Here is a 23,918-nt window from a genome sequence, read left to right as displayed (position 1 = left end):
TGCTAGCGGGCGTTAGGGATTGGTCCGTGGTTGCCAGGCGGCGTACTGTTCGGGTTGATTTCCGCCAGACGAGGTACGACGCCGGGCCCTCGGGTTTCCTAGGCGACGGACGGCGTACTGTTCGGGTTGCTTTTCGCTAGGCGGAGCACCAATCGGAGGAGGGCGTACCTTTCGAGGGGGCTGCGAACCCGTTTGGTGCGCCGCGTAGCTCGCGCTGACCCGTTTGGTACGCCGCCTAGCTCGCGCTGACCCGTTTGGTACGCCGCGTAGCTTGCGCTGACCCGTTTGGTGCGCCGCCTAGTGCGTGGCTCCTGTGTTGCGGGCTTTGGCGGGGTCGATCGTCGTCGTTATTTGCTGGGCGGCGTACCTTTCGGGTTGCCTAGCTGCTAGCGGGCGTTAGGGATTGGTCCGTGGTTGCCAGGCGGCGTACTGTTCGGGTTGATTTCCGCCAGACGAGGTACGACGCCGGGCCCTCGGGTTTCCTAGGCGACGGACGGCGTACTATTCGGGTTGCTTTTCGCTAGGCGGAGCACCAATCGGAGGAGGGCGTACCTTTCGAGGTGGCTGCGAACCCGTTTGGTACGCCGCATAGCTCGCGCTGACCCGTTTGGTGCGCCGCGTAGCTTGCGCTGACCCGTTTGGTACGCCGCCTAGGCATCGGAGGCCTAGGTGCGGCCGGCTTCAGGTAGCCAACGAGGCCAGGATGCCGGATGCAGACGAGGCCGAGCCACCGCGAGCTCGCGCCGGGCCGGCGGGTGCGAGCGGGGGCGGCGGTTCGCCGGCTAGTTGACGATGTTCTCCGGATCGCGCTCTTCTGACAGCGCGTCGATCTGGCGGTGGATGAGCGCGCGCAGGCGCGGCCACAGCGCGTCCGAGTAGCCGCCCATGTGGGCGCTGAACAGGACGTTTGGATGCGAGTACAGCGGGTGGCCCTCGGGTAGCGGTTCAGGGTCGACGACGTCGAGCGCCACTTTCAGCCGGTCCGCATGCTTGACGAGCGCGTCGGTATCCGCCACGGTACCGCGGGCCATGTTGACGATGAGCGAGCCGTCCTTCATGAGGGAGAGGAACTCGTCGTCGACCATGCCATTCGTCGTCTCGTTGCCGGGAATAATCAGAATAACGACGTCCATCTCGGGCAGCAGGCCCTTGACTTCGTCCGTGCCATAGATGGTGCCCTGCTCGTCCTCGCGGTGCGTGGAGGCGACGCGGTACAGCTCAACCTCGAAGGGGAGCAGGCGCTGCGCAATCGCCTTTCCGATGCCGCCGTATCCGATGAGGAGGACCTTCTTGTCCGCGAGGCCGGGCGCGGTGAACGTGTCCCACACGCCCTCATCCTGCGAGCGGACGATCCGCTGCATGCCACGCAACTGCGCAAGAATGAGTGCGAGGGTCAGCTCGGAGGTCGACGTCTCGTGCACGGTCGCCGCGTTGGCAAGCGCCTTGTCGCCGATGTGCGGCATGACGTGCTCGTAGCCAATCGACGATGCCTGAACGAGGCGGGTCTCCACCGAGTTGAGATTGGACAGGTCCGGCTTGTCACTAATCAGTGGCAGGAGGACGAGGTCGATGGATTCCTGCGGAGCGGGGGAGTTGAGATCCCATTCGACGACGGCGACATCGCCGTCATACGCTTCAACCGCGGCTTTGAACAGGTCATTTGGAACACTTACGGAAATTGTCATGCACTCAGTCTAGTGGATTATCTCCCATGTTGACAGGTCACAATTTTCCCAGCCCGGCGCGTTGGTTCGCACCCGTTTGCGTGCGGGCACTAGGCTGAAATTGGATTTTGCCCACGGAAGAGGAGACATGGCTCGTAGCAAGAAAGCAACGAAACCACAGACCCCGCGCCAAGAATCGAAGCGTGGCCAGAGCGAGGCACCCCGATCACACGAGGGCCTCGCGTTCATCATGGTTGCGCTCGCGATCGTCGTCGCACTGCGCGAGTGGTTCGGGCTCTCTGGTCTCCTGGGCGATGCCATCCACCACGCCACCGCCGGCCCCGTCGGCGCGCTGTCAGTCTTCGTGCCACTCATGTTCGTGGGCGTGGCAATCAAACTGTTCCGCCAGTCCATTGGCTCGACCAATCAGCGCTTCGTCATCGGGCTCGCCCTCCTGACTGTCGCCATCACGGGCATCCTCCACATTGCACTGGGGCAACCGAGCCCCACCACGTCCTTTGCGGCGGTTGAAGACGCGGGCGGTATTCTCGGATGGCTCTCCGGCGGCGGGCTGACCGCGCTCGTGTCCGAGTGGGGAGCCGTTCCGCTCCTGATTCTGCTCGGCATCTATGCCATGCTCTTCTCCACCGATACGTCGGTGCGCGACATCATCGACTGGTTCAAGAAACGCCGCGAGCTCCGCGCCGAGCGCCTCGAAGCTGAGCGGGCCGAGATCGCGGCCACCGAGGTGATGGACGAACCCGCGAAGCCCGCCCGTCAATCGCGCGTGCGCCGAGGAAAGCCCGACGACGCGACCCAGGCCCTGCCCGCCGCAGACAACACCGCAGGAAATCCGGACGCCCAAGCCACAGACGCCCAGAGTCCAGCCGCAGCCAAGGCCGCCAAGGCCGCGAAGGCCAAGGCGGAGTCCGAGGCGAGGAAGACTCCCAAGCCCGAACCGCTCCCGCCGCGCGTGGAACAGCTCGAGCTGTCGTCAAACATCACCTACACGCTCCCGCCGAGTGACCTCCTCGAGGAGGGCACGCCGGCCGTCGAGCACTCGGAGGCGAACGAACACGTCGTCGACGTCCTGAACAAGGTCTTCCGGGACTTCGGCGTTGAGGCCGAGGTCGTGGGCTTTACCCGCGGCCCCACGGTCACCCAGTACGAGGTTGAGCTCGGCCAGGGCGTCAAGGTCGATCGCGTTAGCTCGCTTGAAAAGAACATCGCCTATGCCGTGGCGACGGCGGACGTGCGCATCCTTTCGCCCATCCCTGGCAAGTCCGCGATCGGCATCGAGATCCCGAATACGGATCGCGAAACGGTCATGGTGGGCGACGTTTTGCGCTCGCCCGTGGCCCGCAAGCAGACGCACCCGCTCGTCGTCGCCGTTGGAAAATCGGTGGCTGGAAAGCACGTCGTGGCGAACCTTGCGAAGATGCCGCACATGCTCGTCGCGGGTGCCACCGGCTCCGGTAAGTCTTCGTTTATCAACTCGATGCTGACGTCGATTCTCATGCGCGCCACACCCGAAGAGGTGCGGATGGTTCTTGTGGACCCCAAGCGCGTGGAGCTCACGATCTACGCGGGCATCCCGCACCTAGTCACGCCGATTATCACCGATCCGCGCAAGGCCGCCGAGGCGCTGGACTGGGTGGTGCGCGAGATGGACCAGCGCTACGCGGACTTCGCGAACTACGGATACAAACAGATCGACGATTTCAACGACGCGATCCGCTCCGGCAAGCTCACCACCCCGGCCGGCTCCGAACGCACGCTGCAGCCCTACCCGTACCTGCTCGTTGTCGTCGACGAGTTGGCGGACCTCATGATGGTCGCGCCGAAGGACGTCGAAGCGTCGATTCAGCGCATCACCCAACTTGCGCGCGCGGCTGGCATCCACCTTGTGCTTGCCACGCAGCGCCCGTCCGTGGACGTGGTGACCGGCCTGATCAAGTCGAACATTCCCTCGCGCCTAGCATTCATGACCTCGTCAAACCAGGATTCGCGAGTCATCCTCGATAACGTCGGCGCGGAGAAGCTCATCGGCATGGGCGACGCGCTGTTCCACCCAATGGGGGCGGCCAATCCGGTCCGCGTGCAGGGCGCGTGGGTGACCGAGCACGAGATCGCGCAGATCGTCGCGCACGTCAAAGAACAGATGCAGCCCGTCTACCGCGACGACGTCATCCCGAAGGCCGAGAAGAAGGTTATCGACGACGACATCGGCGACGATCTCGAAACCCTCCTGCAGGCCGCCGAGCTCGTTGTCACAACCCAGTTCGGCTCCACATCGATGCTCCAGCGCAAGCTACGCATCGGCTTCGCCAAGGCCGGCCGAATGATGGATCTGCTCGAATCCCGCGAAATCGTTGGCCCGTCCGAGGGGTCGAAGGCGCGCGACGTGCTCGTCACGCCCGAACAGCTCGACGACGTCGTGGCATACATCAAGGGCGAGACCGATACGCTGCATGCCAGTTCCGACGACGATCCCTACGACGCCGACTTCGGCGACGTCGATATAGCGCGCGCCCCCGACGGCGAGTCGCGGCCCTATGCCCACTCCGAGGCGGGCGCGGGGGTGGACGTCGACGAGGATGACCTCGACGAGCGCACGGCGGTGCTGTCCACGGATCGCTACGCCGAGGATCCGCTCGATTACGACGAGGGCGACTACGAATCCGACGACGACGAGGACGCCTGGCAGCTCACCGGCCGCGACTAGCGCTACTCGCGGGTGATCGTGAGTGTTGCCCCCGTGTCCTCGGGCGCCTCGGTGCGTTCCTCACCGGAGCCCGACATGACGGGATACGTCGCATCGGCGCGGGAGTTGATGTCGTACTGACTGAGCGCCAGGCCCTCCGGATAGTCGCCGTTCATGAGCGGGGTTAGGAGGCGCAGGCGCTCGCCCGCGGCGCGATCTTGGGTGACGACGGTGAAGTCAAAGTCGGTGATAGACGCGTCGTTTTCGCCGCGAACCTCGATCGTGGCGGTGGTGATCAGGCCCGTCGTCACGCGCGGGCCGTGATTTTGAACGGTCTGGCCAGAAATCTGGTTGCCCATCGAGTAGACCACCCACATCCCCTCGCCGTTCGGACCACCCGGAATGAGGTCGAGCGGCTGGGGGACGTGCGAATGATTGCCGAACACGAGGTCCACCTCGCCAGACTCCGCGAGCTGTTGAGCGATGTCGATCTGCTCGGGGATCGGGTCGTTGACGTATTCGGTTCCCCAGTGCATAGAGACGACGACGATATCGGCGCCGCGCTTGCGAGCCTTCTTCGCGTCGTCGATGATGGTGTCGACCGGTTGGCCGAGGTCTCCCACGACGTTCCACGAATAGGGGTGGTCGGCGGGGATGGGGATGCCGTTTGTGAGGGTCGTGGCGGAAATGTGCGCGATCGAGACGCTCTGTTCCTCGCCCTCAATGTTGTAGAACTGGATCTCGTCGGCTTCGCCCTCGGTGCGGGCCGAGCCGGCCCAGCCCAGCCCCGCATCAGTGAGTGCCTGGATGGTCGTGTCCACGCCACCGAATCCGCGATCCATCGTGTGGTTGGTTGCCACCGCGCAGCCGTCGTAGCCGATGTCAGCCAGCGATTGCGCCAGATCCCACGGCGCGCCGAAGTTCGGGTAGTTCGAGGGCATCTGATCGTGACCAACGATCGGGACCTCGAGTGCGCAAATCGCCACGTCGGCGTCGTCGATAAATGGCTGGATGCCCTCGTAAAGCGGCAGGTAGTCGTACGTCTCGCCCTGGATGCGGGCCGATTCGTTGACCGACAGGTGGAGCAGGATATCGCCGCCGGACATCACGGTGAAGTACTCGGGATCCGCGGGTTCAGGCGTTGGCTCTTCGGTTGGTTCGGCGCTCGCGCTGGCGGACTCGGACGGGTCTGCGGACTCGGTGGTCGCCTGGTCGGGTGTCGGGGACGTGTCGCCGGCGCCCGTTGAGTCGGAGCAGCCGGCCAGAACGAGGAGCGCTGCCGCTGCGGTGGTGAGTACCCGAATCTTCATTGGTGCCTCCAGCGTGGATCGGATTTTCGCATCTTCAACTAGAGTAGAACAGTGGAAGAAAAATCTCAGGTACCTGTTGTCAATATCGCCAATGCGCTAACGGTGTTGCGACTCCTGCTCGTTCCGGTCTTCATCTGGCTGTTGCTGGATCCGACGGTGGAGCGGCGCTGGCTGGCGGGGATCGTGTTCGCCATTGCGGCGATGACCGATCAGCTCGATGGCCATCTCGCACGTAGCCGCGGGCTCATCACCGACTTTGGCAAGCTTGCAGATTCGATTGCCGACAAGGCCCTTATTCTGTCCGCGATGATCATGGCCTCGATCAACGGCTGGCTGTGGTGGTGGGTCACGATTATCTTCATCGTCCGCGAGCTCGGTATCACGATCATGCGCATGGTCGTGGTGAAGAAGAAGGTCATGGCCGCCGGGCGTGGTGGCAAGATCAAGATGACCGCGCAAGTCTTCGGCGTTGGCGGCCTGGTTATTCCGTGGCACGCATTCCTCCCGGACGCCCTAGCCACCGGCATCGTGTGGTTCTTCTACGCACTCATCGCCATTGCGCTGTTCTTCGCGCTGACCTCCGCGTGGGAGTACATCCGCGAGGCGCGATCCCTTGACGACGAGCCATCCGCTGAAGACGGGCCGTCTGTGGGAGACGACCGTGCCTGACGACGTCGCATACGCCCGCAAACTTGTTGATGATTTCACCCGGGACGGCCGCACCATTGCCGTCGCCGAATCGCTGACCGGCGGCCTGCTCGCGTCGACGATCGTGTCTGCGCCGGGCGCGTCGGCGTGTTTGCGCGGGGCAGTGGTTGCCTACGCGACGGACACGAAGGCCTCGATCCTTGGCGTTTCCCAGGGCCAGCTGGACGCGACGGGACCCGTGGACGTGGAGGTCGCGAAGCAGATGGCGAGTGGCGTCGCGGAGCTTTTTAATGCAGATATTGGAATATCGACGACGGGCGTGGCGGGTCCCGAACCCGTGGACGGACACGAGGCCGGCACGGTTTTCATGGGGATGCACGTTTTAGGCACGACGACGGGCGCCCTGTTCCACTTTGATGGGGACCGTGAGACGGTGCGGCAGAAGGCCGTTCTCGAAGCATTACGCTGGGTAAGTGAAAGTTTGACGAATCACGGACAACTCTGAGAGCTCTTACAGGAAACGTTCAGATTCGTGTGGGAATATTTAGCTTAAAGCAGGAGTTAGCACTAATAGCGAATTCCGCTACGAATGAAGAAGAGAGATTAAAGCATGACAATGATGAATGAATCCCATGTTCGCACCGAGCCGGTACTTTTCCGACGCGAACTTGGTGATGTCCTGCGTGACTACCGTCAGCGTCAGGGTCGCACCCTGCGTGAGGTCTCTTCAGACGCCCGCGTCTCCCTTGGTTACCTGTCCGAGGTCGAGCGCGGTCAGAAAGAAGCTTCCTCCGAGCTGCTTCACTCCATCTGCCAAGCACTGAACGTGCCGATGAGCCACGTCCTTCGCGTCGTCGCTGATCGCATTGATCTGGCAGAGGGTCGTACGCCCCCGATGATCCGCAAGGCACAGGCTGCACGCGCTGCGGGCATACGTATCCCGGACACCGCTGAGGCACTGCTGAACGGTGAGCTGTCCTCGACTGGAGTATGAGGCACACGGAATTCTGGGACGTCGTTGATCGAGCATTCCCCGGAGGTCACGGGCGCGCACTCGCGCACGATCTCGTGATTCCCGAGCTCGGATCGCGAACCGCCGAAGAAGCACTTGAGGCTCACGTTGAACCGCAGAAGGTGTGGCACGCATTGCGACTAGCAATGGATCTGCCAGAGTCATACGAGTTCCTTCACCGGAAGAACCCGAAACGTAACTCGAACAATTAAAACTGAGCACTGGGGGCGAACCTGATGGTTCGCCCCCAGTGCTATGCGCTCCAGGTCTATGTGCCCAGTGTTATGTGTCCAGTGCTATGCGTCCCGTGCTATGTGATGAGGGACACGCGCGCGTGTACCCGATGTTCGAACGTCTGTTCGGCTAAGGTTGTCCACAGCAACAGTTTTCGCGAAGGCTCTCCACACTTGGAGGGTGCGGAAATTTATATGTCGGAGGTCGGGCATATTGTTGTTCGTGAGCCGTTCGGAGAGGACGGTCTCCGTGAAAAGGACCTGTTCTATCCGCCGGCAAGACAGCCACGAAAGGAAACATATGTCGAAGAAGCAGACAGCCGAGCGCGAAAAGGCGCTCGAGACAGCACTGAGCCAGATCGACCGCCAGTTCGGCAAGGGATCGGCTATGCGCCTGGGTGACGCCCCAGAACAGCGCGTTCAGGTTATTCCAACCGGATCCCTCGCACTTGATATTGCGCTCGGCATCGGTGGCCTTCCTCGTGGCCGAGTGGTCGAGGTCTACGGCCCGGAATCGTCGGGTAAGACCACCGTGGCACTCCACGCTGTTGCTAGCGCTCAGGCTCAGGGCGGCATCGCCGCCTTCGTTGACGCCGAGCATGCGCTCGATCCCGAATACGCGCGAAATCTGGGTGTCGACACGGATGCGCTCATCGTGTCCCAGCCAGATACGGGTGAGCAGGCCCTCGAGATTGCGGACATGCTGATCCGCTCGGGCGCACTCGACATCATCGTCATCGATTCGGTGGCCGCGCTCGTGCCGAAGGCGGAAATTGAAGGCGAGATGGGCGATTCGCACGTCGGCCTTCAGGCGCGCCTCATGTCGCAGGCCCTGCGAAAGCTCACCGGCGCACTCTCAGCCTCTGGCACCACCGCGATTTTCATTAACCAGCTGCGCGAGAAGATCGGCGTGTTCTACGGAAACCCCGAGACCACCACGGGTGGCCGCGCGCTCAAGTTCTACTCCTCGGTGCGCTTGGACGTGCGCCGTATTGAGACCTTGAAGGAAGGCGCCGTGCCGGTGGGTAACCGTACGCGCGTCAAGGTCGTCAAGAACAAGATGGCTCCGCCGTTCAAGCAGGCTGAGTTCGACATCCTCTATGGCCAGGGCATTTCGCGCGAGGGTGGCATTCTCGATATGGCCGTGGACGCGGGCGTGGTCCGCAAGTCCGGCTCCTGGTACACCTACGAGGGCGATCAGCTCGGCCAGGGCAAGGAGAAATCGCGCCAGTTCCTCAAGGACAACCCCGAGGTCACTGACGAGATCCAAACCAAGGTCATGAAGGCGCTCGGCATCGGCGAATTCGCTCATGCGGAGGAGGACGTTGAGGTCGAGGAGCCAGTCGAAGTTTAATGGTCGACTACGCCGAAGAGGCGGACTTCAGCAAGCGGCGTCGCAAGCGGCGATCTCCGGCGGAGATCGCCGCGCGCAAGAAGGAGCGTGCCGCAGCCAGGTCTGAGGATGAGTGGCGGGTATACGCCAAGGACCTGTGTTATCGCCAGTTAGGCATGATGGAGCGATCCACAGCTCAACTGCGCGAGGCGATGGAACGCAATCTCGTCCCGCCCGAGATTGCCGAGAATGTGCTCCAGGCGTTTATCGATGCAGATCTCGTCAACGACGCGCGCTTTGCCGCGATGTTTGTGCGCACGAGATTCACGGGTAAGACCACCTCGCGCCGAGCGCTGCGGATGGATCTGCAGCGCAAAGGCGTGAGCGGCCCGGAGGCGGACGAGGCGCTCGATCAGATCACGAGCGACGACGAGCTCGAGGCCGCCACCGACTTCGCGGTTCGCAAGGTGCGCTCGATGCGCGACGTCGAACCCGAGGTGAAGCGGCGCCGGCTCTACGGAGCGCTCGGTCGCCGCGGTTTTTCGCCCGGTCAGATCCGGCAAGCCATGGACACCGCGCTCAACGAGGCCGACCCCGACTACTAGGCCGTCATCGTCGTCGTGGAATCGCCCGTCGTTGTGGAATGCGGTCGATATCGCACGCGTGACGCGAGCCTTGCACGTGCGTACCTACTAGACTGTCCGAGATGACTGAGCCACAGACTTATGCAGTGCGCACCCTCGGGTGCCAGATGAATGTGCACGATTCCGAGCGCCTCGCTGGCCTGCTTGAAGCCGCCGGTTACGTTCACGTGTCCGAGGTTCCCGCAAAGGCTGCGCGGGCAACCGATGCGGGGGATGAGGGCGCGGACGTGATCGTCATTAACACCTGCTCGGTGCGCGAAAACGCCTCCAACAAGCTGTTCGGCAACCTCGGCCAGCTAGCGGCAGTTAAGCGCGAACGTCCGAACATGCAGATCGCCGTCGGTGGTTGCCTGGCTCAGCAACTGCGCGGTGGCATCGTCGAGAAGGCGCCGTGGGTCGACGTCGTTCTTGGCACGCATAACCTCGACGTCCTGCCCGTTCTCCTCGAGCGCGCTCGGCACAATAACGAAGCCGCCGTCGAGATCGAGGAATCGCTCAAAGTCTTTCCTTCCACGTTGCCAACGCGCCGCGAGTCGGCGTTCGCCGCGTGGGTCTCGATCTCAGTCGGCTGCAACAACACGTGCACGTTCTGCATCGTTCCGCACCTTCGTGGCAAGGAACGCGACCGGCGCCCCGGTGAGATCCTCGCGGAGATCGAAGCCGTCGTCGCCGAGGGAGCCATCGAGATCACGCTGCTTGGCCAGAACGTGAATTCCTACGGGGTGAGCTTCGTGGACCGCGGCGCGTTCGCCAAGCTTTTGCGCGCCGCCGGCCAGATCGACGGCCTCGAACGCATTCGGTTCACCTCGCCGCACCCGGCCTCCTTCACCGACGACGTCATCGACGCCATGGCCGAGACGCCCACCGTCATGCCATCGCTGCACATGCCCCTCCAGTCGGGATCCGATCGCATTCTTCGCGCCATGCGTCGCTCGTACCGCTCGGAGAAGTTCCTCGGGATCCTTGATCGCGTCCGCGCGCGGATTCCCAACGCGGCGATCACCACCGACATCATCGTGGGCTTCCCCGGGGAAACCGAGGAGGACTTCCAGCAGACGCTCGACGTCGTGGAAAAGTCACGCTTTACCTCCGCCTTTACGTTCATCTACTCGCCGCGGCCCGGTACGCCGGCGGCCGATATGGACGATCAGGTTCCTGGAGAGGTCGCCAAGGAGCGCCTCAACCGCCTCGTGGAACTCCAAAACCGCATCGGGCTCGAAGAGTCACAAAGACTTGAGGGCGAGCTCGTGGAAGTCCTCGTCTCGGACGGCGAGGGCCGCAAAGACGACGCCACGCACCGTATCACGGGGCGCGCTCAGGACAATCGCCTCGTCCACGTCGCGTTACCGGCAGACCTGCCCGAAGCCGACCATCCGCGGCCCGGCGACTGCGTGATCGCACGCGTCACCCATGCCGCGCCATTCCACCTACTGGCCGATTCTGCGCTGACCGGTGGCGAATTCTCCGTGCGCCGGACGCGCGCCGGAGACGCGTGGGAACGCGGCGAGCTTCGCAAGCAGGAACTCATCGATGAGGCGAATGACCAGGCGCCAGTGGCTCTGGGCGTGCCGACGATCCGGGTCGGCCGGCCACAGTGACCCCCATCGTCGCGATCGTTGGCCCGACGGCGTCGGGTAAGACCGCGCTGTCACTCGACGTCGCGCAACGGCTCGGGGGAGCCGAGCGGGTCGAAATCGTTTCCGCTGACGCCATGCAGCTCTACCGCGGGATGGATATCGGGACTGCGAAGCTCTCGCCCGACGAGCGCTTGGGAATCGTCCACCACCAAATCGACGTCCTTGACGTGACCGAACGCGCGTCGGTGGCCGCCTACCAGCGCGAGGCACGCGCCGACCTCGAGGGCGTCCGACGTCGTGCGAAGATTCCGATGGTCGTGGGCGGCTCCGGCCTCTACGTGTCCGGCCTCCTCGACGAATTGAATTTCCCCGGCACTGACCCCGAGATCCGAGCCGAGCTCGACACGATCTACACCGATTACGGGCTCGCCCCGCTCATCATCGAGCTCCGAGAGAAGGATCCCGTCTCGGCGCAGACTATCAACCTTGCCAACCCGCGCCGAGTAATCCGCGCGCTCGAAGTGGTTCGCCTGACCGGCGAGTCATACACCCCCGTCTTTCCGCGGCACACGAGCCATTACGATGGCATCCACATGTTTGCGCTCCGGCGGGACAAGGAGCTGCTCGACCAGGCGATTCTCGAGAGGGCTCGCGCCATGTTCGCAGACGGCCTCGTCGAGGAGACCCGGGCTCTCATCGACGTCGGGCTTCGCCACGGGGAAACCGCCCGCAAGGCAACCGGCTACGCCGAGGCGATCGCCGTCATCGATGGCCAGATGGACGTCGATAGCGCAATCGAATCGGTTGCTTTCGCAACGCGCCGCCTCGCGAAGAAACAGCGCACGTGGTTCCGCCGCGATCCGCGAATCCACTGGCTAGACGTCAGCGACGGCGATGAGATTCCGCAGCTCGCGGACCGCATCGCCGACATCGTCGCGGGCGCCAAATAGGCGCGGTGCACGCTGCGCGCCCGGTTAGTGCGCGCGCCGGACTTCGAGAACGCGGAATCCCTTTTGCGAGCCGAGTTTCGACGTCGGGAAGCCATGATCGGTCAGCCACCCGGCAAGGGAATCTGAGCCAAGATTGCGCTGGACCACGAGATAGGCGACGCCGGTCGGTGCCAGCCGTCCGAGCCACGTCGTCAACAGCTCATGCAAAGCCTGCTTGCCGATGCGGATCGGGGGATTGGACCACAGCAGATCGATGTCGGTGATAGCGGCGGCAGATTCCTCGGTGGCGTCGACGACGGTGACGTTCGCCAGCCCGGCAGTCGCGGCGTTCTCGGTGGTGAGAGCCAGTGTGCGCTCGTTGACATCCACGCCGGTCACGTGCGAATCGGGGTACTGGGATGCAAGCGCGAGCGTGAGAGGCCCCCAGCCACAGCCCAGATCCACGATCGTGGACCCGGGATCAAGCTCGGGAAGCGGCGCCTTGTGAAGGAGAACCGCCGTGCCCTTGTCGATGCCATGGGGAGAAAAAATACCGGAGGTGGTCTTCACGCGGTAGTCTTCCCCAAGGATGCTGACGTGAATCTCCCGGGGAGACTCCTTGGAGGCTGGCTGGCTAGAAAAGTAGTGGTCGCTCACGCCATTAGCGTACCGCGCAGTGGGGCGCGTTACCGATTTTTAGCGGCCACTCTGGGACAATAGAAGAAACATGAGGAGACAACCTATTAACGAGCCACAAGAATTCGAAGTTCACTCCCGCAAGGCAACGGCGCTGCAGGCAGATCCGGCGTACGACGGCCACTGGGCGGGAGATTCCCTCGAGCGCGAGGAGCGGTCATCGCTGCGGCGAGTTGCCGGGCTGTCGACCGAACGCTCTGACATCACCGAGGTTGAGTACCGCCAGCTGCGACTTGAGCGAGTCGTTCTTGCAGGTCTCGTGACCGACGGCGACATGCGCGCTGGCGAGGAATCGTTGCGTGAGCTTGCTGCGCTTGCCGAGACGGCGGGCTCGCAGGTGCTCGATGGAGTGCTCCAGCGCCGCCAAATCCCGGACCCGGCCACGTACCTTGGCTCGGGTAAGGCCTCCGAGCTCGCAGAGATCGTCGCCTCGACCGGCGCGGATACCGTGATCGTCGATTCCGAGCTCGCGCCCTCGCAGCGCCGCGCACTCGAGGACATCGTGGACGCAAAGGTCATTGACCGCACGGCGCTCATCTTGGACATCTTCGCCCAGCACGCGAAGTCCAAAGAGGGTAAGGCTCAGGTCGAACTCGCTCAGCTTGAATACCTCCTGCCGCGTCTGCGTGGCTGGGGTGAGTCGATGTCTCGTCAGGCCGGTGGCCGAGTGGCCGGCGGTGCGGGTATTGGTTCGCGTGGCCCTGGTGAAGCGAAGATCGAACTCGACCGCCGCCGCATTCGCCAGCGCATGTCGAGGCTGCGCCGGGACATCAAGGGCATGGAGAGCTCGCGTGACACGCGCCGGCACAACCGGCAGCGCCGGCAGGTGCCGAGCGTCGTCGTCGTCGGATATACGAACGCGGGAAAGTCATCGCTGATGAACGTGCTGACGGACGCCGGCGTGCTTGTGGAAAACGCGCTGTTTGCGACGCTTGACCCCACGGTTCGCCGCGCCGAGACCGACGACGGCCGCGAGTACACGCTCACCGACACGGTCGGATTCGTGCGCAATTTGCCCACGCAGCTCGTGGAAGCCTTCCGGTCCACGCTCGAGGAGGCTGGCGACGCCGACGTTCTGCTTCACGTCGTCGATGCTGCTCACGACGATCCGGTCGGCCAGATCAACGCTGTTCATGACGTGCTCGCCGGTGTCGAGGGCACGGAGAGTATTCCCGAGCTCATCGTCCTGTCGAAGGCCGACATTGCCGATCCCGTCACGGTGGCGACGCTGCGCAGCCAGTACCCGAACTCTGTGCTCGTCAGTGCCGTCTCGGGGGAGGGGATCGCCGAGCTGATGGAGCGCATCGAAGATCTTCTGCCTCGGCCCGCCGTCGAAATCGACCTCGTCATTCCCTACGAACGCGGCGACATCGTCAACCGCATCCACAACGAAGGCGAGATCCTCTCGCAGGACCACGAGGCCGAGGGCACGCGCCTGCATGCGCGGGTGACTCCGGAGATCGAGGGCGTTCTCGTGGAAGCTGGCATTTTGGAGGACACCCGCGGTGAGTGATCAGGAGCTCGACGCGCGCGAGGTCCTGACCAAGGTCGTCGACACCATCGGAGGAGCGCGCCGCGAGGGGCAAGAGCACATGGTCGACGCCGTCTACGAGGCGCTGACCGACGAGGGTCACCTCATGGTCGAGGCCGGGACGGGCACCGGAAAGTCATTCGGCTACCTCGTGCCGGTGATGGTGTGGGCGGCGCAATCCGATCAGCGGGCAACCATCTCCACCGCGACCTTGGCCCTGCAACGCCAGATCATGCAGCAGGACGCGCCCGCCGTGGCGCAGGCGATCAAGGACGTCTATGACGTGCACGTCGACGTCGCGCTCCTCAAAGGCTGGAGCAATTACGCGTGCCTGCGCAAGGTGGACGGCGGATACCCGGAAGAGGACGCGCTGCTCTCGCGGGCTGAAGGCGAAATGGGCGCCACGGCAACGGGTGAGGACGTCGTCCGCGCTCGCGAATGGGCCTTGAACTCCGACACCGGAGACCGCGACGATTTGGTTCCCGGCGTGTCAGACCGGGCGTGGCAACAGATTTCGATCCAAAAGCGCGAGTGCATCGGCGAATCGTGCCCGCTTCGCCACGAGTGCTTCCCCCTTCGGGCGCGGGCGAAGGCCGACGACGCCGATATCGTGGTCACGAACCACGCGCTGCTTGGCATTCAGGCGGCTGGCACGCCCGTGCTACCCGAGTCCCACGCCTACGTTGTCGACGAGGCGCACGATCTCGTGGACCGGGTGACGTCCCAGCTCACCCGCTCGATTGCGGGCTACGACTTACGCTCGCTGGCGCGGATGCTTCGCCAAGCCGGCCTCGACGACGAGGGGCTGCCCGATCTATCCGAGGACCTGTCCGACGCGCTGGGGGAGACCGGCGAGGGGCGCATCTTGGCGCTCAGCGATGGCCTCAACGACGTCGTCGCGCGTATCCTCGGCAAGATTCAAGCGGCGGGCGAGGCCGTTTCTTCCTTGTCTGGTGGCAACGAGGAACAGAACGCAACAAAGCAGGTGCTGCGGGTGCGGCTCATGGAGGTCGCGGCCCTGTGCACCGATCTCCTTGGCGACTCAATCCAGACCGGCACCCGCGTGGCCTGGACGAGCGAGTTCAATGATCACTTCACGCTGTATTTGGCGCCGCTCGACGTCTCCGCATCAATTGCCGACAATCTGTTTGAAAACACGCCAGTCGTGCTGACGTCGGCAACCCTCCAGGTGGGCGGAAGTTTCGATGCGGTGGCCAACCGCGTGGGTTTCACATATCCGAGTCAAGGGGAGTGGACGGGACTCGATGTGGGAACTCCGTTCGAGCCCGACAAGCAGGGAATCTTGTACGTTGCCCAGCATCTGAATCCGCCCGGGCGCGAGGGTTACGGGCAGGAGCACCTTTCCGAGATCGTCGATCTTATCCGTGCAAGCCACGGCGGCGCGCTGTGCTTGTTCACCTCGCGTCTTGGCGCCGAACGAGCTGCCGAGTACGTCCGCGACCAGCTCGATCTGGCGGTGTTCGTGCAAGGCGAGGATCAGATCCCGACCCTGCTCGAGAAGTTCGCGGAGGATCCCGCCGCGTCGCTGTTTGGAACGATCTCGCTCTGGCAGGGCGTGGACGTGCCGGGCGAGACGTGCCGGCTCGTCATCATCGACCGCATCCCCTTCCCGCGCCCGGATGACCCGCTGATCCAGGCTCGAAACGAGGCCGCCACGCGGGCCGGGAGGAATCCCTTCATGTCGGTCTCTGCCACGCAGGCAGCCCTGCTGCTCGCGCAGGGAGCGGGCAGGCTACTTCGCCGCACAACCGACCGCGGCGTGGTGGCCATCTTGGATTCGCGCCTTCAAACGAGGCGCTATGGCGGGTTCCTCATGGCATCGCTGCCGAAAATGTGGCCGACGACGGATCGCGATATCGTCCTGGGCGCGCTCGCGCGCCTGGCGCCAAAAAGCGAGTGAGCGTGCCGGCCGTTCCGGAGCGCGCTAGAGCGCTCGGAGGACGGTGACGACCTTGCCGAGAATCTCGGCCTCGTTGCCCGGAATCGGCGCGTAATTCGAGTTTCGGGGAAGGAGCCAGATGTGGCCGTCCTTCTTCTGGAAGGTCTTGACCGTGGCCTCCCCGTCAATCATCGCCGCAACAATCTCGCCATTTTCGGCAACCGGCTGGCGACGCACAACGACCCAATCGCCGTCGCAAATCGCGGCATCAATCATCGAATCGCCCGATACTTCGAGCATGAAGAGATCGCCCGTGCCGGTGAGCTGGCGGGGGAGCGGGAAGACGTCGTCAATAACCTGCTCGGCAAGAATCGGACCACCGGCGGCGATCCGGCCGACGGCGGGCACGTTGACGGGCGCGGTGACCTGAACCTCGATGTCCTGCGCGCGATAGGTTTCAGGCGCGGCGTTGCCCAGCGCTCGGATTGTCGACGACGACGGTATCTCACGCTGCGTTGGTTCGGCAGACACGCCGGCAATCTCGCGCCCGAGGTCGGTGACCTCGAGGGTGCGGGGGCGGCGCGGATCGCGCACGATGCACTCGGCAGCTTCAAGGAGATCGAGCTGGTACTTCACCGAGGAGGAGGACTTGAGCCCAACCTTCTCGCCAATCTCGCGGACTGTGGGCGGGTATCCGTTTGCGGAAATCTCAGAGCAAATGGCGCGCAGGATAGAGCGCTGGCGATCGGAAACGTTCACGTTGGCCATGGGTCCTCCTGACCGGCAAAGAAATTTGTCGGAGCCTCGCGTTTTACTTAGTGCAAGCCTATCGGGCATACCGCAGTTGTTCAAACATGTGTTCTAAAGCGTGTCGAACAAAGGTTCTGGACTTCGCGGATGTGTTCGGATAGTATTCAAACAGATGTTCGACGAACAATTGTTCGAGGAGGAATCATGACCGCACTTCGTATTGACGAACGCGACTCACGGGCCGTTGCCCGCCTACGCGCGGTGCCAAGCTCTGCCCCGCGACCCATGGGCCCGGCAGTGCGCCCTGATCGTCCTAGCTCTCGCAAGGCGGGGCTCTACGCTGTCCTGCCTCAGCCGTCTGTGGACGGCACGGCACTCGCCGTTCGCTGGTCGACCGCGCCGGTCGCACCTGCGCTGCGCAGCGAGCGAAAGCGCACGGTCGACACCCCGGCGCGTCGCGCGCACGAGCGTCAGGCACAGCGCCAGCTACAGCGCGGGTTCAGCCTCAATAACGCAGCGATGGTCATGTTGACGATCGCGGGTATGGTCATGGCTTTTGCCCTTGGTGTTCTCGTGTTCACCGCAATGGGCCTTGGCCTGCAGGCGGGGGATGCGATCACGGTCGTATCTGGCGACACACTGTGGTCGATCGCCGCGGCGATGGGAGTCGATGTTCCTACGGCCCAGGTGGTCCAGGATATTGCGGAGCTCAACGGGCTCTCGGGTTACTCAATCGTCGCAGGCACCGAACTGATCCTGCCCGCCTACTAAAGCCCGCGCCTCCCGCGCGGAGGTGGCGTTTGAATTATGACTATTCGGGGCTGTAGCTTAATGAACATGTTCTGCCCCTTTTGCCACCACGAGGATTCCCGAGTCGTCGACACCCGGACCAGCGACGACGGTCAGGTGATCCGCCGTCGCCGTGAATGTCCTTCCTGTGAGCGCCGATTTTCCACCCAAGAAACGGCCACGCTCATGGTGGTCAAACGATCGGGCACCACGGAACCCTTTTCGCGAGAAAAGATCATCTCCGGCGTTGGCCGCGCATGCCAGGGGCGCCCGGTCACTCACGACCAGCTCGCCGTGCTCGCCCAGAAGGTGGAAGAAACAATCCGCGCCTCGGGCACCGCGCAGATCGACTCCCAAGACGTCGGTTTGGCCATCCTCGATCCACTTCGCGAACTCGACACCGTCGCGTACCTACGATTCGCATCCGTGTACTCGAACTTCGAGACCCTCGATGACTTCGATCAGGCCATTGATGAGCTGAGATCCTCCCGCGCACAAGCCGCGGGTGAGGACGACTAACCATCCGCCATGACGGCGAAAGGCATGCTATAGAAAAGGAGCTCCGATTCCGGAGCTCCTTTTCTATAACCGCTTCTAGGGGTTCTTACCCGCTTCTCGCGCCGTTACCACGCGGAGCCGGGTGCTCATGCCTTGCCCCCGTCGGTCTGGGTGGTATCGGGATCCTCGGGACCGGCGGGAACATCCTCGTCGGCGATCGGAGCGGACTGTGCGCTCAGGCCGGACAGGCTCGACTTGGCGGTCGCAGCCCGTTCCTTCATGGCGTTGACGTAGCCGTCAAGGCGATCGGCCGTGCGATGCGAGGCGGCGCTTGCGCGCTCACGCCACTGGCCAGAGACGAGCTCGAAGTTCTCCAGGCGCTCCTTGACGTTGCGGCGCATGACCTTACCCAGCTGCGAGCGGGGAAGATCATCGAAAATGGCGATCGACTTCGGCATCGCGTAGTGCGAGAGCTTGTCTTCCGTCCACTTGCGCACGGCGTCGAGGTCCACGCTCGCACCCGGTTCGAGAACGAGGGCAGCCACCACGGCTTCGGAGAAGGAATCGGTGGGCATACCGACAACCGCGACGTCCACGACGCCCGGCATGTCACGCACGGCCGATTCCACCTCGGAGGGGTAGACGTTAAATCCGGAGTTGATGATCATTTCCTTGCGGCGGTCGGCCATGACGAGGAAGCCGTCATCCCACCGAGCAAGATCGCCCGTGTGGAGCCAGCCATCGCGCAGCGCGATCGCGGTTTCCTCCGGGTTCTTGTAGTAGCCGGAGAAGACCTGCGGGCCTCGAGCACACAGCTCGCCAACTTCGCCCTCGCCAAGCTCCTTCGTCGGATCGTCCTGATCCACAATCTTGACCTCGGTGGAGGGGAAGGGCACTCCCAAAGTGGACGGACGGCGTCGTTCGCTCGCGGGCGATCCGCCAATCACAGGCGAGGCCTCGGTCATGCCGTAGCCCTCGATGATCAGACCTGACTTTTCTTCCCAGCGGGCTGCGAGCGCGCTATCAAGAGGCATCGCGCCACACACCGAGTAGCGAATCGTCGACAGGTCGGCGCTCTTGCCCTCGTCCACGGCGTCGAGGATCTTCTTGAACATCGGAGGCACGCCACCGAAGAAGGTAATCGGGTGGCGATTGTGGCCAGCGAACAGGATGTCCACGTCGAACGTCGGGGTCATCACCTGCGTGGCCGCCATGTTGACGCTCACGAGCAGCGAGAGCTGCAGGCCGAAGGCGTGGAAGAACGGCAGCACGCCACCGACTGTCTCCTTGCCGCGCTCGTATCCATCGAGCCAGAGCTCGGTCTGCTTCGTGTTGGACAGCAGGTTGCGATGCGTCAGCTGGACGGCCTTCGGTGTGCCGGTGGTGCCACCCGTCATGAGGAGAACGGCCGGGCCGTCAGTCTCGGGGCTCTGCTCACGATCGAGGTCGAGCGGCGCGTTGTGCTTAACCTGGTTATCCCACGAGTGCACGCCGGCCGGGACCTTGCCGCGCAGCTTGTCGCGCTGCTGACGCGCGGCCTTCACCGGCAACTTCAACAGCAGCTGGGACTTGGTTGGAAGCGCCTTCGTCAGGTTGACGGCGAGGTAGGTACGGCCCTTGAAATCGCCGTCCACGATGAGCTTCTCGAGTGTCTGTTCCCAGCCGATGACGACCTTGGACTCGACGAGCTTGATCTGGTCGTCAATCTGCGACGGCGGGGCGAGCGGGTTGTGCTCAGCCACGGTGACGCCAAGCGACATGGCGGCGTAGAACGCCACGTAGTGCTGGGGACAGTTGGGCATGATCAGCGAAATAACATCGCCGCGGCGAACGCCGACCATCTTCAGGACCTGCGCAGCCCGGCGAACCTCGTCAAGAATTTCGGCGTAGCTGTATTCGCGCCCGAGAAAATCGACGGCGATCCTCTCCGGATGATCCTGTGCTGCCGAAAAGAGAAGGTGATCGATCGTCGTCGTGACTGGATCAATCTCCGTCGGAACTCCCTCGGAGTAGTGGGCGCGAGCTTGGTCCATATGGTTCATCAATGTCCCTTTCAACGATGTTTTTCTAATGTTACGTTACCGTAACTGATGCCGCTGGTGAAATGGAAAATTCGCTTTATCCGTTACTCGCGCGTGAGCAACCTCAGGCGGATGTGCGCCTCGGCATGTTCGAGCTGATCGAGAATCTCCTCGGGGATGCCGGTTGCGGTGTCCGTGACCATGTAGCCGTACTCGCCGCGGGTGGCGAGCGACTGGAACGTGACGTTGACGTGGCGTTCCGCGAACAGGTTGTTGACGTCGGCAAGAGCGCCCGGGGTATTCCAGTGGAACCACACGACGCGGTGGAGGGACTCGGCTGTCGGGGAGGTGGCGATGTTGGGGATGTTGACGGACATGTCCGTGGAGCCCTTGCGCCAGTAGTTCATCATCTTCATCGCAACAAACTGGCCGATCGATTCCTGCGCCTCGAGCGTGGAGCCGCCGATGTGGGGCGTGAGGATGACGTTGTCGAGGCCGATGAGCGTGGACGCGAACGGATCGCCGTTTGCCAGCGGCTCGGTGGGGAAGACGTCGACAGCCGCGCCGGCAACCTTGCCGGACGTGACCGCCTCGCGCAGCGCGTCGAGATCCATGACGTGCCCGCGCGCGAGATTGAGCACGATCACGCCGTCCTTGAGCTTGGCGAACTTCTCCGTGTCGAAGTACCCCGTGTTCTCGCCGCGCCCGTCAATGTGGAGGCTGACCACGTCGGCGGTGGTCAGGAGCTCGTCGAGGGTGACGGGCGTGGCGTTGCCGAGCGCGAGTCGCTCTGCGATGTCGTGGAAGATGACCTTCATACCGAGGGCTTCAGCGACGACGGACAGCTGGGATCCGATCGAGCCGTAGCCGATGATTCCGAGCGTCTTGCCGCGCACCTCGTGCGAGCCTGCGGAGGTCTTTTCCCAGATGCCCTTGTGAAGGGCCACGTTCTTGGCCGGGATCTGACGAACGAGCGAAATCAGCTCGCCGATCGCAAGCTCGACCACTGAGCGGGTGTTGGAATAGGGCGCGTTGAAAACGGCGATGCCGTGATCGGAGGCGGCCTCGAGATCGATCTGGTTGGTGCCGATGCAGTAGGCGCCGATGGCGGCCAGCTGCGGGCAGGCCTCGATGACCTCGCGGGTCACGTTGGTCTTCGACCTGATGCCCAGCATGTCGAATCCTTGGAGAGCCTCGATCAGCTCCTGCGTCCCGAGAGAGCCCGGAATGCGAACGACCTCAACGCCGTATCGCGCGAAAATCTCGTCTGCAACCTCGTGTGGATTTTCCAGGAGAAGGATTCGGGTCACGTCATCACTCTTTCTATAAACCCCGTGGTAGTTGGCTGCGATAGACGACGTCCAAGCGGCGGGTCGGCCGTGTCATGGCCACGTAAAGATCGCCAGGCCCGTCTGCCAGAATCTCGCCGGGTTCGACGAGCACGACGACGTCGTACTCCAAGCCCTTTGACATTCCCGCAGTCAACACATGTATTCTCGCCGAAATCTCAGATCCAGTGCGATCGAGCGTCCAGTCACTGAGATCGCCGGCCTCGGAAAGCGTCTGACCAACAGTTTCGTGGAGCGATTTAGGGGTGATGACGGCGATGGATCCGCGGCCATGGCCGAAGTCATCGTCGAGCTCTCGGGCGGCGGCGGTAACCAGCGAGATGAGCTCGTCGGTCCCTCCCTGAGTGACGGTATAGGAGTTCTCGAGGTCTCGCGCCGGGAGCGTGCGGCCAACGTCGTATCCGGCGGCCTCCATGACGTCGCGCGCACGCTCGAGCGCCGTGGCCGGGGTGCGGTAGGAGATCGTGAGTTCCTCGACGCGATGGAAGTCCGAGAGCGCACCGAGCGCCTCATCCCAGCCGCCATCTGGTGCCCCCGCCGGCCGCTGATCGAGGTCGCCCACAATCGTCATGGACTTTGCGGGGTTGCGTCTGGAAATCATCCGCCACTGCATGGGAGACAGTTCTTGAGCTTCGTCGACGACGACGTGCCCGTACGTCCACGAGCGATCGGCTGCGGCGCGCTCGGCGAGCGTATCCCCGGAATGGGACTGGGCGACCCGCTCGGTCATCATGTCGGTATTGACGATGCCGCCGCCCAGACCCATGGCGTCCATGGTCTGAGTGACGTACTCGGAGAGCTGACGCTCCTCGGATTCCTGCGCGGCGCGCTGATGGCGCTGCGCGTCGGAGGCGAACTCGCCGAGATACTCGGCCAGCTCGTCGACGATGGGGATGTCCGCGGCCGTCAGCCCCGAGCCGCGCTCGCGGCGAAGCAGTGCGCGCTCGTGTGCGGGCAACTCGGGCGCGATGAGCTCGAGCAGCTCAGGCCAGTGATAGATGCGCTCGAGAAGCGTACTGGCGGAAGTGGGCAACCAGTGCAGGTTGATCTCGCGGCGGGCATCGATCGATCCTGCGACATCCGAGATCAGCCAGTCGGAGTCCTCCACGCTTGTCTCGAAGGCCTGCGCGAGCTGTTCGGCCAGCGTCAGGACGAGGCGGCGTGCGTACACATCGCGCGCCTGGTTGTGGGGCTTACCCGAACGCCGCGCCCGGCGCTGAGCATCCTCAACCATCTCGGGAGTGAGCCGAACGGTCTTGCCGTTGATCTTGAATGAGACGGGCTGCTCGAGAGGCTTTTGAACGATCCGGCGCACGGCGCGCTTAGCGAACTCGGCCCAGATCTCGCGGCCCTTAATCGCCGCGACCTCGGGCGCTTCCGCCGCCGTCACGCTCACACCCGGCACCAGGTCCTCGATCGTCGTAGAGACGACGTCGGATTCGCCGAGCGAGGGCAGAACCTGGTCGATGTAGCGCAAGAAGACGGGGGAGGGGCCGATGATGAGCACGCCGGAGCGCGAGAGGCGCTCGCGGTGGGTGTATAGAAGATAGGCGGCCCGGTGGAGAGCCACGGCCGTCTTGCCGGTACCCGGCCCGCCCTGCACCACGAGAATTCCGCCCGCGTCTGCGCGGATAATGCGATCCTGTTCGGCCTGAATGGTGGCGACGATGTCGCCCATCTTGCCGTCGCGGGCCTCGCTCATCGCGGCCATCAACGCGCCCTCGCCCGTGAGGTTGAGGTCGGAGGAATCGACGGCTTGGGACAGGAGCTCGTCCTCGACCCCGGTGACGTCGCGGAATCGGGTCTGAATGTGGCGCCGGCGCACGATGTCGCCGGGCTGGGCCGCCGTCGCCTGATAGAACGGCTCCGACTGCGGCGCACGCCAATCCGTCAGCAAAATCGTCTGATCGTCGTCGCGAAGCGTCATACGCCCAATGTGCGTGATCTGCCCGCTCTCGTGGTCGATCCGGCCCATGACCAGGCGGTTTTCGACGTTGCGCAGGCGAATGAGGTTGTCTTCGTAGTGAGTGGCGAATGAATCGCGCTCCGAGACGGCGCCCGGTGTTCCAGCGCCGCCCTGTGCACGTACGCGCGCAAGTTGCTCGGTGTAGTAATCGCGTTGCCTATCGAGGGCTCGGTAGGCTACGTCGACGAAGGACTGCTCTTCGTCGATTGCCCGCTCGATCGCGGATCGGTTCTCGTGCACGCATGCTCCCAAGGGTTGAATATGGCATTCAATTATTCCCGATCGAGCGCCCAGATGCACACCTCGTGGCACGACACACGTTTTGCGGGTGAGCCGGTTAACGCGCGGAATAGTTAGCCAAGTT

The 23,918-nt window shown here is 63.5% G+C and carries 20 protein-coding genes; 13 read left to right on the top strand and 7 right to left on the bottom strand.

Going from position 1 to position 23,918, the window contains the following annotated elements:
• Window positions 1-782: 782 nt before the first annotated feature.
• Window positions 783-1,685, bottom strand: a complete 903-nt coding sequence (locus ACHFFR_RS07665; RefSeq protein WP_394263678.1) for a 2-hydroxyacid dehydrogenase — start codon at window positions 1,683-1,685, stop codon at window positions 783-785.
• A 127-nt stretch (window positions 1,686-1,812) separates the two neighbouring features.
• Here ACHFFR_RS07665 and ACHFFR_RS07660 point away from each other — a divergent pair, with 127 nt between their 5' ends.
• Window positions 1,813-4,389 (top strand): DNA translocase FtsK 4TM domain-containing protein, encoded by a 2,577-nt coding sequence (locus tag ACHFFR_RS07660; RefSeq protein ID WP_394263677.1) that lies wholly within the window; start codon window positions 1,813-1,815, stop codon window positions 4,387-4,389.
• Window positions 4,390-4,391: 2 nt separating this feature from the next.
• Here ACHFFR_RS07660 and ACHFFR_RS07655 read toward each other — a convergent pair whose 3' ends face one another.
• Entirely contained in the window at window positions 4,392-5,678 is a 1,287-nt protein-coding gene (locus tag ACHFFR_RS07655) for a CapA family protein (protein WP_394263676.1), read from the bottom strand.
• Between the two features lie 51 nt (window positions 5,679-5,729).
• Here ACHFFR_RS07655 and pgsA point away from each other — a divergent pair, with 51 nt between their 5' ends.
• From pgsA to miaA, 8 genes are all read left to right on the top strand, one after another.
• Window positions 5,730-6,347 (top strand): CDP-diacylglycerol--glycerol-3-phosphate 3-phosphatidyltransferase, encoded by a 618-nt coding sequence (gene pgsA / locus ACHFFR_RS07650; protein WP_394263675.1) that lies wholly within the window; start codon window positions 5,730-5,732, stop codon window positions 6,345-6,347.
• Window positions 6,340-6,831: a CinA family protein gene (locus tag ACHFFR_RS07645; RefSeq protein ID WP_394263674.1), complete on the top strand. Its 492-nt coding sequence runs from the start codon at window positions 6,340-6,342 to the stop codon at window positions 6,829-6,831. The genes pgsA and ACHFFR_RS07645 overlap by 8 nt, the downstream gene beginning before the upstream one ends.
• 105 nt (window positions 6,832-6,936) lie before the next feature.
• Window positions 6,937-7,320 (top strand): helix-turn-helix domain-containing protein, encoded by a 384-nt coding sequence (locus ACHFFR_RS07640; RefSeq protein ID WP_394263673.1) that lies wholly within the window; start codon window positions 6,937-6,939, stop codon window positions 7,318-7,320.
• Complete coding sequence (locus ACHFFR_RS07635) at window positions 7,317-7,550, top strand: DUF3046 domain-containing protein (RefSeq protein WP_394263672.1); 234 nt, start codon at window positions 7,317-7,319, stop codon at window positions 7,548-7,550. Before ACHFFR_RS07640 ends, ACHFFR_RS07635 begins: the two co-directional genes overlap by 4 nt.
• A 322-nt stretch (window positions 7,551-7,872) precedes the next feature.
• Complete coding sequence (recA, locus tag ACHFFR_RS07630) at window positions 7,873-8,925, top strand: recombinase RecA (RefSeq protein ID WP_394263671.1); 1,053 nt, start codon at window positions 7,873-7,875, stop codon at window positions 8,923-8,925.
• The gene (locus tag ACHFFR_RS07625) at window positions 8,925-9,509 is read left to right on the top strand and encodes a regulatory protein RecX (protein ID WP_394263670.1); all 585 of its coding nucleotides are present in this window, start codon (window positions 8,925-8,927) and stop codon (window positions 9,507-9,509) included. The genes recA and ACHFFR_RS07625 overlap by 1 nt, the downstream gene beginning before the upstream one ends.
• Window positions 9,510-9,610: 101 nt before the next feature.
• Window positions 9,611-11,146, top strand: coding sequence for a tRNA (N6-isopentenyl adenosine(37)-C2)-methylthiotransferase MiaB (miaB, locus tag ACHFFR_RS07620; RefSeq protein WP_394263669.1), 1,536 nt, complete (start codon window positions 9,611-9,613; stop codon window positions 11,144-11,146).
• The gene (gene miaA, locus ACHFFR_RS07615; RefSeq protein WP_394263668.1) at window positions 11,143-12,075 is read left to right on the top strand and encodes a tRNA (adenosine(37)-N6)-dimethylallyltransferase MiaA; all 933 of its coding nucleotides are present in this window, start codon (window positions 11,143-11,145) and stop codon (window positions 12,073-12,075) included. Before miaB ends, miaA begins: the two co-directional genes overlap by 4 nt.
• Window positions 12,076-12,099: 24 nt before the next feature.
• On the opposite strand, the gene ACHFFR_RS07610 is transcribed toward miaA, so the two are convergent.
• Window positions 12,100-12,711 carry a class I SAM-dependent methyltransferase gene (locus ACHFFR_RS07610; RefSeq protein ID WP_394263667.1) on the bottom strand — a complete coding sequence of 204 codons (612 nt, stop codon included), beginning with the start codon at window positions 12,709-12,711 and terminating at the stop codon, window positions 12,100-12,102.
• 70 nt (window positions 12,712-12,781) lie between these two features.
• Between ACHFFR_RS07610 and hflX the strand changes: the two genes are divergently transcribed.
• Entirely contained in the window at window positions 12,782-14,263 is a 1,482-nt protein-coding gene (gene hflX, locus ACHFFR_RS07605) for a GTPase HflX (RefSeq protein ID WP_394263666.1), read from the top strand.
• Window positions 14,256-16,202, top strand: coding sequence for an ATP-dependent DNA helicase (locus tag ACHFFR_RS07600; RefSeq protein WP_394263665.1), 1,947 nt, complete (start codon window positions 14,256-14,258; stop codon window positions 16,200-16,202). Before hflX ends, ACHFFR_RS07600 begins: the two co-directional genes overlap by 8 nt.
• A 24-nt stretch (window positions 16,203-16,226) precedes the next feature.
• Here ACHFFR_RS07600 and lexA read toward each other — a convergent pair whose 3' ends face one another.
• Window positions 16,227-16,949, bottom strand: coding sequence for a transcriptional repressor LexA (lexA, locus tag ACHFFR_RS07595; protein WP_394263664.1), 723 nt, complete (start codon window positions 16,947-16,949; stop codon window positions 16,227-16,229).
• Window positions 16,950-17,135: 186 nt separating this feature from the next.
• Here lexA and ACHFFR_RS07590 point away from each other — a divergent pair, with 186 nt between their 5' ends.
• Together ACHFFR_RS07590 and nrdR are read left to right on the top strand one after the other, a co-directional pair.
• Window positions 17,136-17,702 carry a LysM peptidoglycan-binding domain-containing protein gene (locus ACHFFR_RS07590; RefSeq protein WP_394263663.1) on the top strand — a complete coding sequence of 189 codons (567 nt, stop codon included), beginning with the start codon at window positions 17,136-17,138 and terminating at the stop codon, window positions 17,700-17,702.
• A gap of 66 nt (window positions 17,703-17,768) precedes the next feature.
• Complete coding sequence (nrdR, locus tag ACHFFR_RS07585; protein ID WP_394263662.1) at window positions 17,769-18,239, top strand: transcriptional regulator NrdR; 471 nt, start codon at window positions 17,769-17,771, stop codon at window positions 18,237-18,239.
• 125 nt (window positions 18,240-18,364) lie between these two features.
• Here nrdR and ACHFFR_RS07580 read toward each other — a convergent pair whose 3' ends face one another.
• From ACHFFR_RS07580 to ACHFFR_RS07570, 3 genes are all read right to left on the bottom strand, one after another.
• Complete coding sequence (locus ACHFFR_RS07580) at window positions 18,365-20,260, bottom strand: AMP-binding protein (RefSeq protein WP_394263661.1); 1,896 nt, start codon at window positions 20,258-20,260, stop codon at window positions 18,365-18,367.
• A gap of 83 nt (window positions 20,261-20,343) precedes the next feature.
• Window positions 20,344-21,549 carry a phosphoglycerate dehydrogenase gene (serA, locus tag ACHFFR_RS07575; RefSeq protein ID WP_394263660.1) on the bottom strand — a complete coding sequence of 402 codons (1,206 nt, stop codon included), beginning with the start codon at window positions 21,547-21,549 and terminating at the stop codon, window positions 20,344-20,346.
• Between the two features lie 13 nt (window positions 21,550-21,562).
• Window positions 21,563-23,794: a HelD family protein gene (locus ACHFFR_RS07570; RefSeq protein WP_394263659.1), complete on the bottom strand. Its 2,232-nt coding sequence runs from the start codon at window positions 23,792-23,794 to the stop codon at window positions 21,563-21,565.
• Window positions 23,795-23,918 lie beyond the last annotated feature (124 nt).

The organism is Trueperella sp., assembly GCF_043424875.1.
In the GTDB taxonomy this organism is placed as follows: domain Bacteria; phylum Actinomycetota; class Actinomycetes; order Actinomycetales; family Actinomycetaceae; genus Trueperella.
Note: the sequence above shows the minus strand (reverse complement) of the source record. Positions and strands in the feature narration are given on the sequence as shown.

Excerpts from the sequence above, each read along its gene's own strand:
- ACHFFR_RS07580 (WP_394263661.1), bottom strand. The coding sequence starts at position 20,260 with ATGAACCATATGGACCAAGCTCGCGCCCACTACTCCGAGGGAGTTCCG.
- ACHFFR_RS07625 (WP_394263670.1), top strand. The coding sequence starts at position 8,925 with ATGGTCGACTACGCCGAAGAGGCGGACTTCAGCAAGCGGCGTCGCAAG.
- ACHFFR_RS07660 (WP_394263677.1), top strand. The coding sequence starts at position 1,813 with ATGGCTCGTAGCAAGAAAGCAACGAAACCACAGACCCCGCGCCAAGAA.
- lexA (WP_394263664.1), bottom strand. The coding sequence starts at position 16,949 with ATGGCCAACGTGAACGTTTCCGATCGCCAGCGCTCTATCCTGCGCGCC.
- ACHFFR_RS07655 (WP_394263676.1), bottom strand. The coding sequence starts at position 5,678 with ATGAAGATTCGGGTACTCACCACCGCAGCGGCAGCGCTCCTCGTTCTG.
- nrdR (WP_394263662.1), top strand. The coding sequence starts at position 17,769 with ATGTTCTGCCCCTTTTGCCACCACGAGGATTCCCGAGTCGTCGACACC.
- ACHFFR_RS07640 (WP_394263673.1), top strand. The coding sequence starts at position 6,937 with ATGACAATGATGAATGAATCCCATGTTCGCACCGAGCCGGTACTTTTC.
- ACHFFR_RS07635 (WP_394263672.1), top strand. The coding sequence starts at position 7,317 with ATGAGGCACACGGAATTCTGGGACGTCGTTGATCGAGCATTCCCCGGA.
- ACHFFR_RS07590 (WP_394263663.1), top strand. The coding sequence starts at position 17,136 with ATGACCGCACTTCGTATTGACGAACGCGACTCACGGGCCGTTGCCCGC.
- ACHFFR_RS07665 (WP_394263678.1), bottom strand. The coding sequence starts at position 1,685 with ATGACAATTTCCGTAAGTGTTCCAAATGACCTGTTCAAAGCCGCGGTT.
- recA (WP_394263671.1), top strand. The coding sequence starts at position 7,873 with ATGTCGAAGAAGCAGACAGCCGAGCGCGAAAAGGCGCTCGAGACAGCA.
- miaB (WP_394263669.1), top strand. The coding sequence starts at position 9,611 with ATGACTGAGCCACAGACTTATGCAGTGCGCACCCTCGGGTGCCAGATG.
- hflX (WP_394263666.1), top strand. The coding sequence starts at position 12,782 with ATGAGGAGACAACCTATTAACGAGCCACAAGAATTCGAAGTTCACTCC.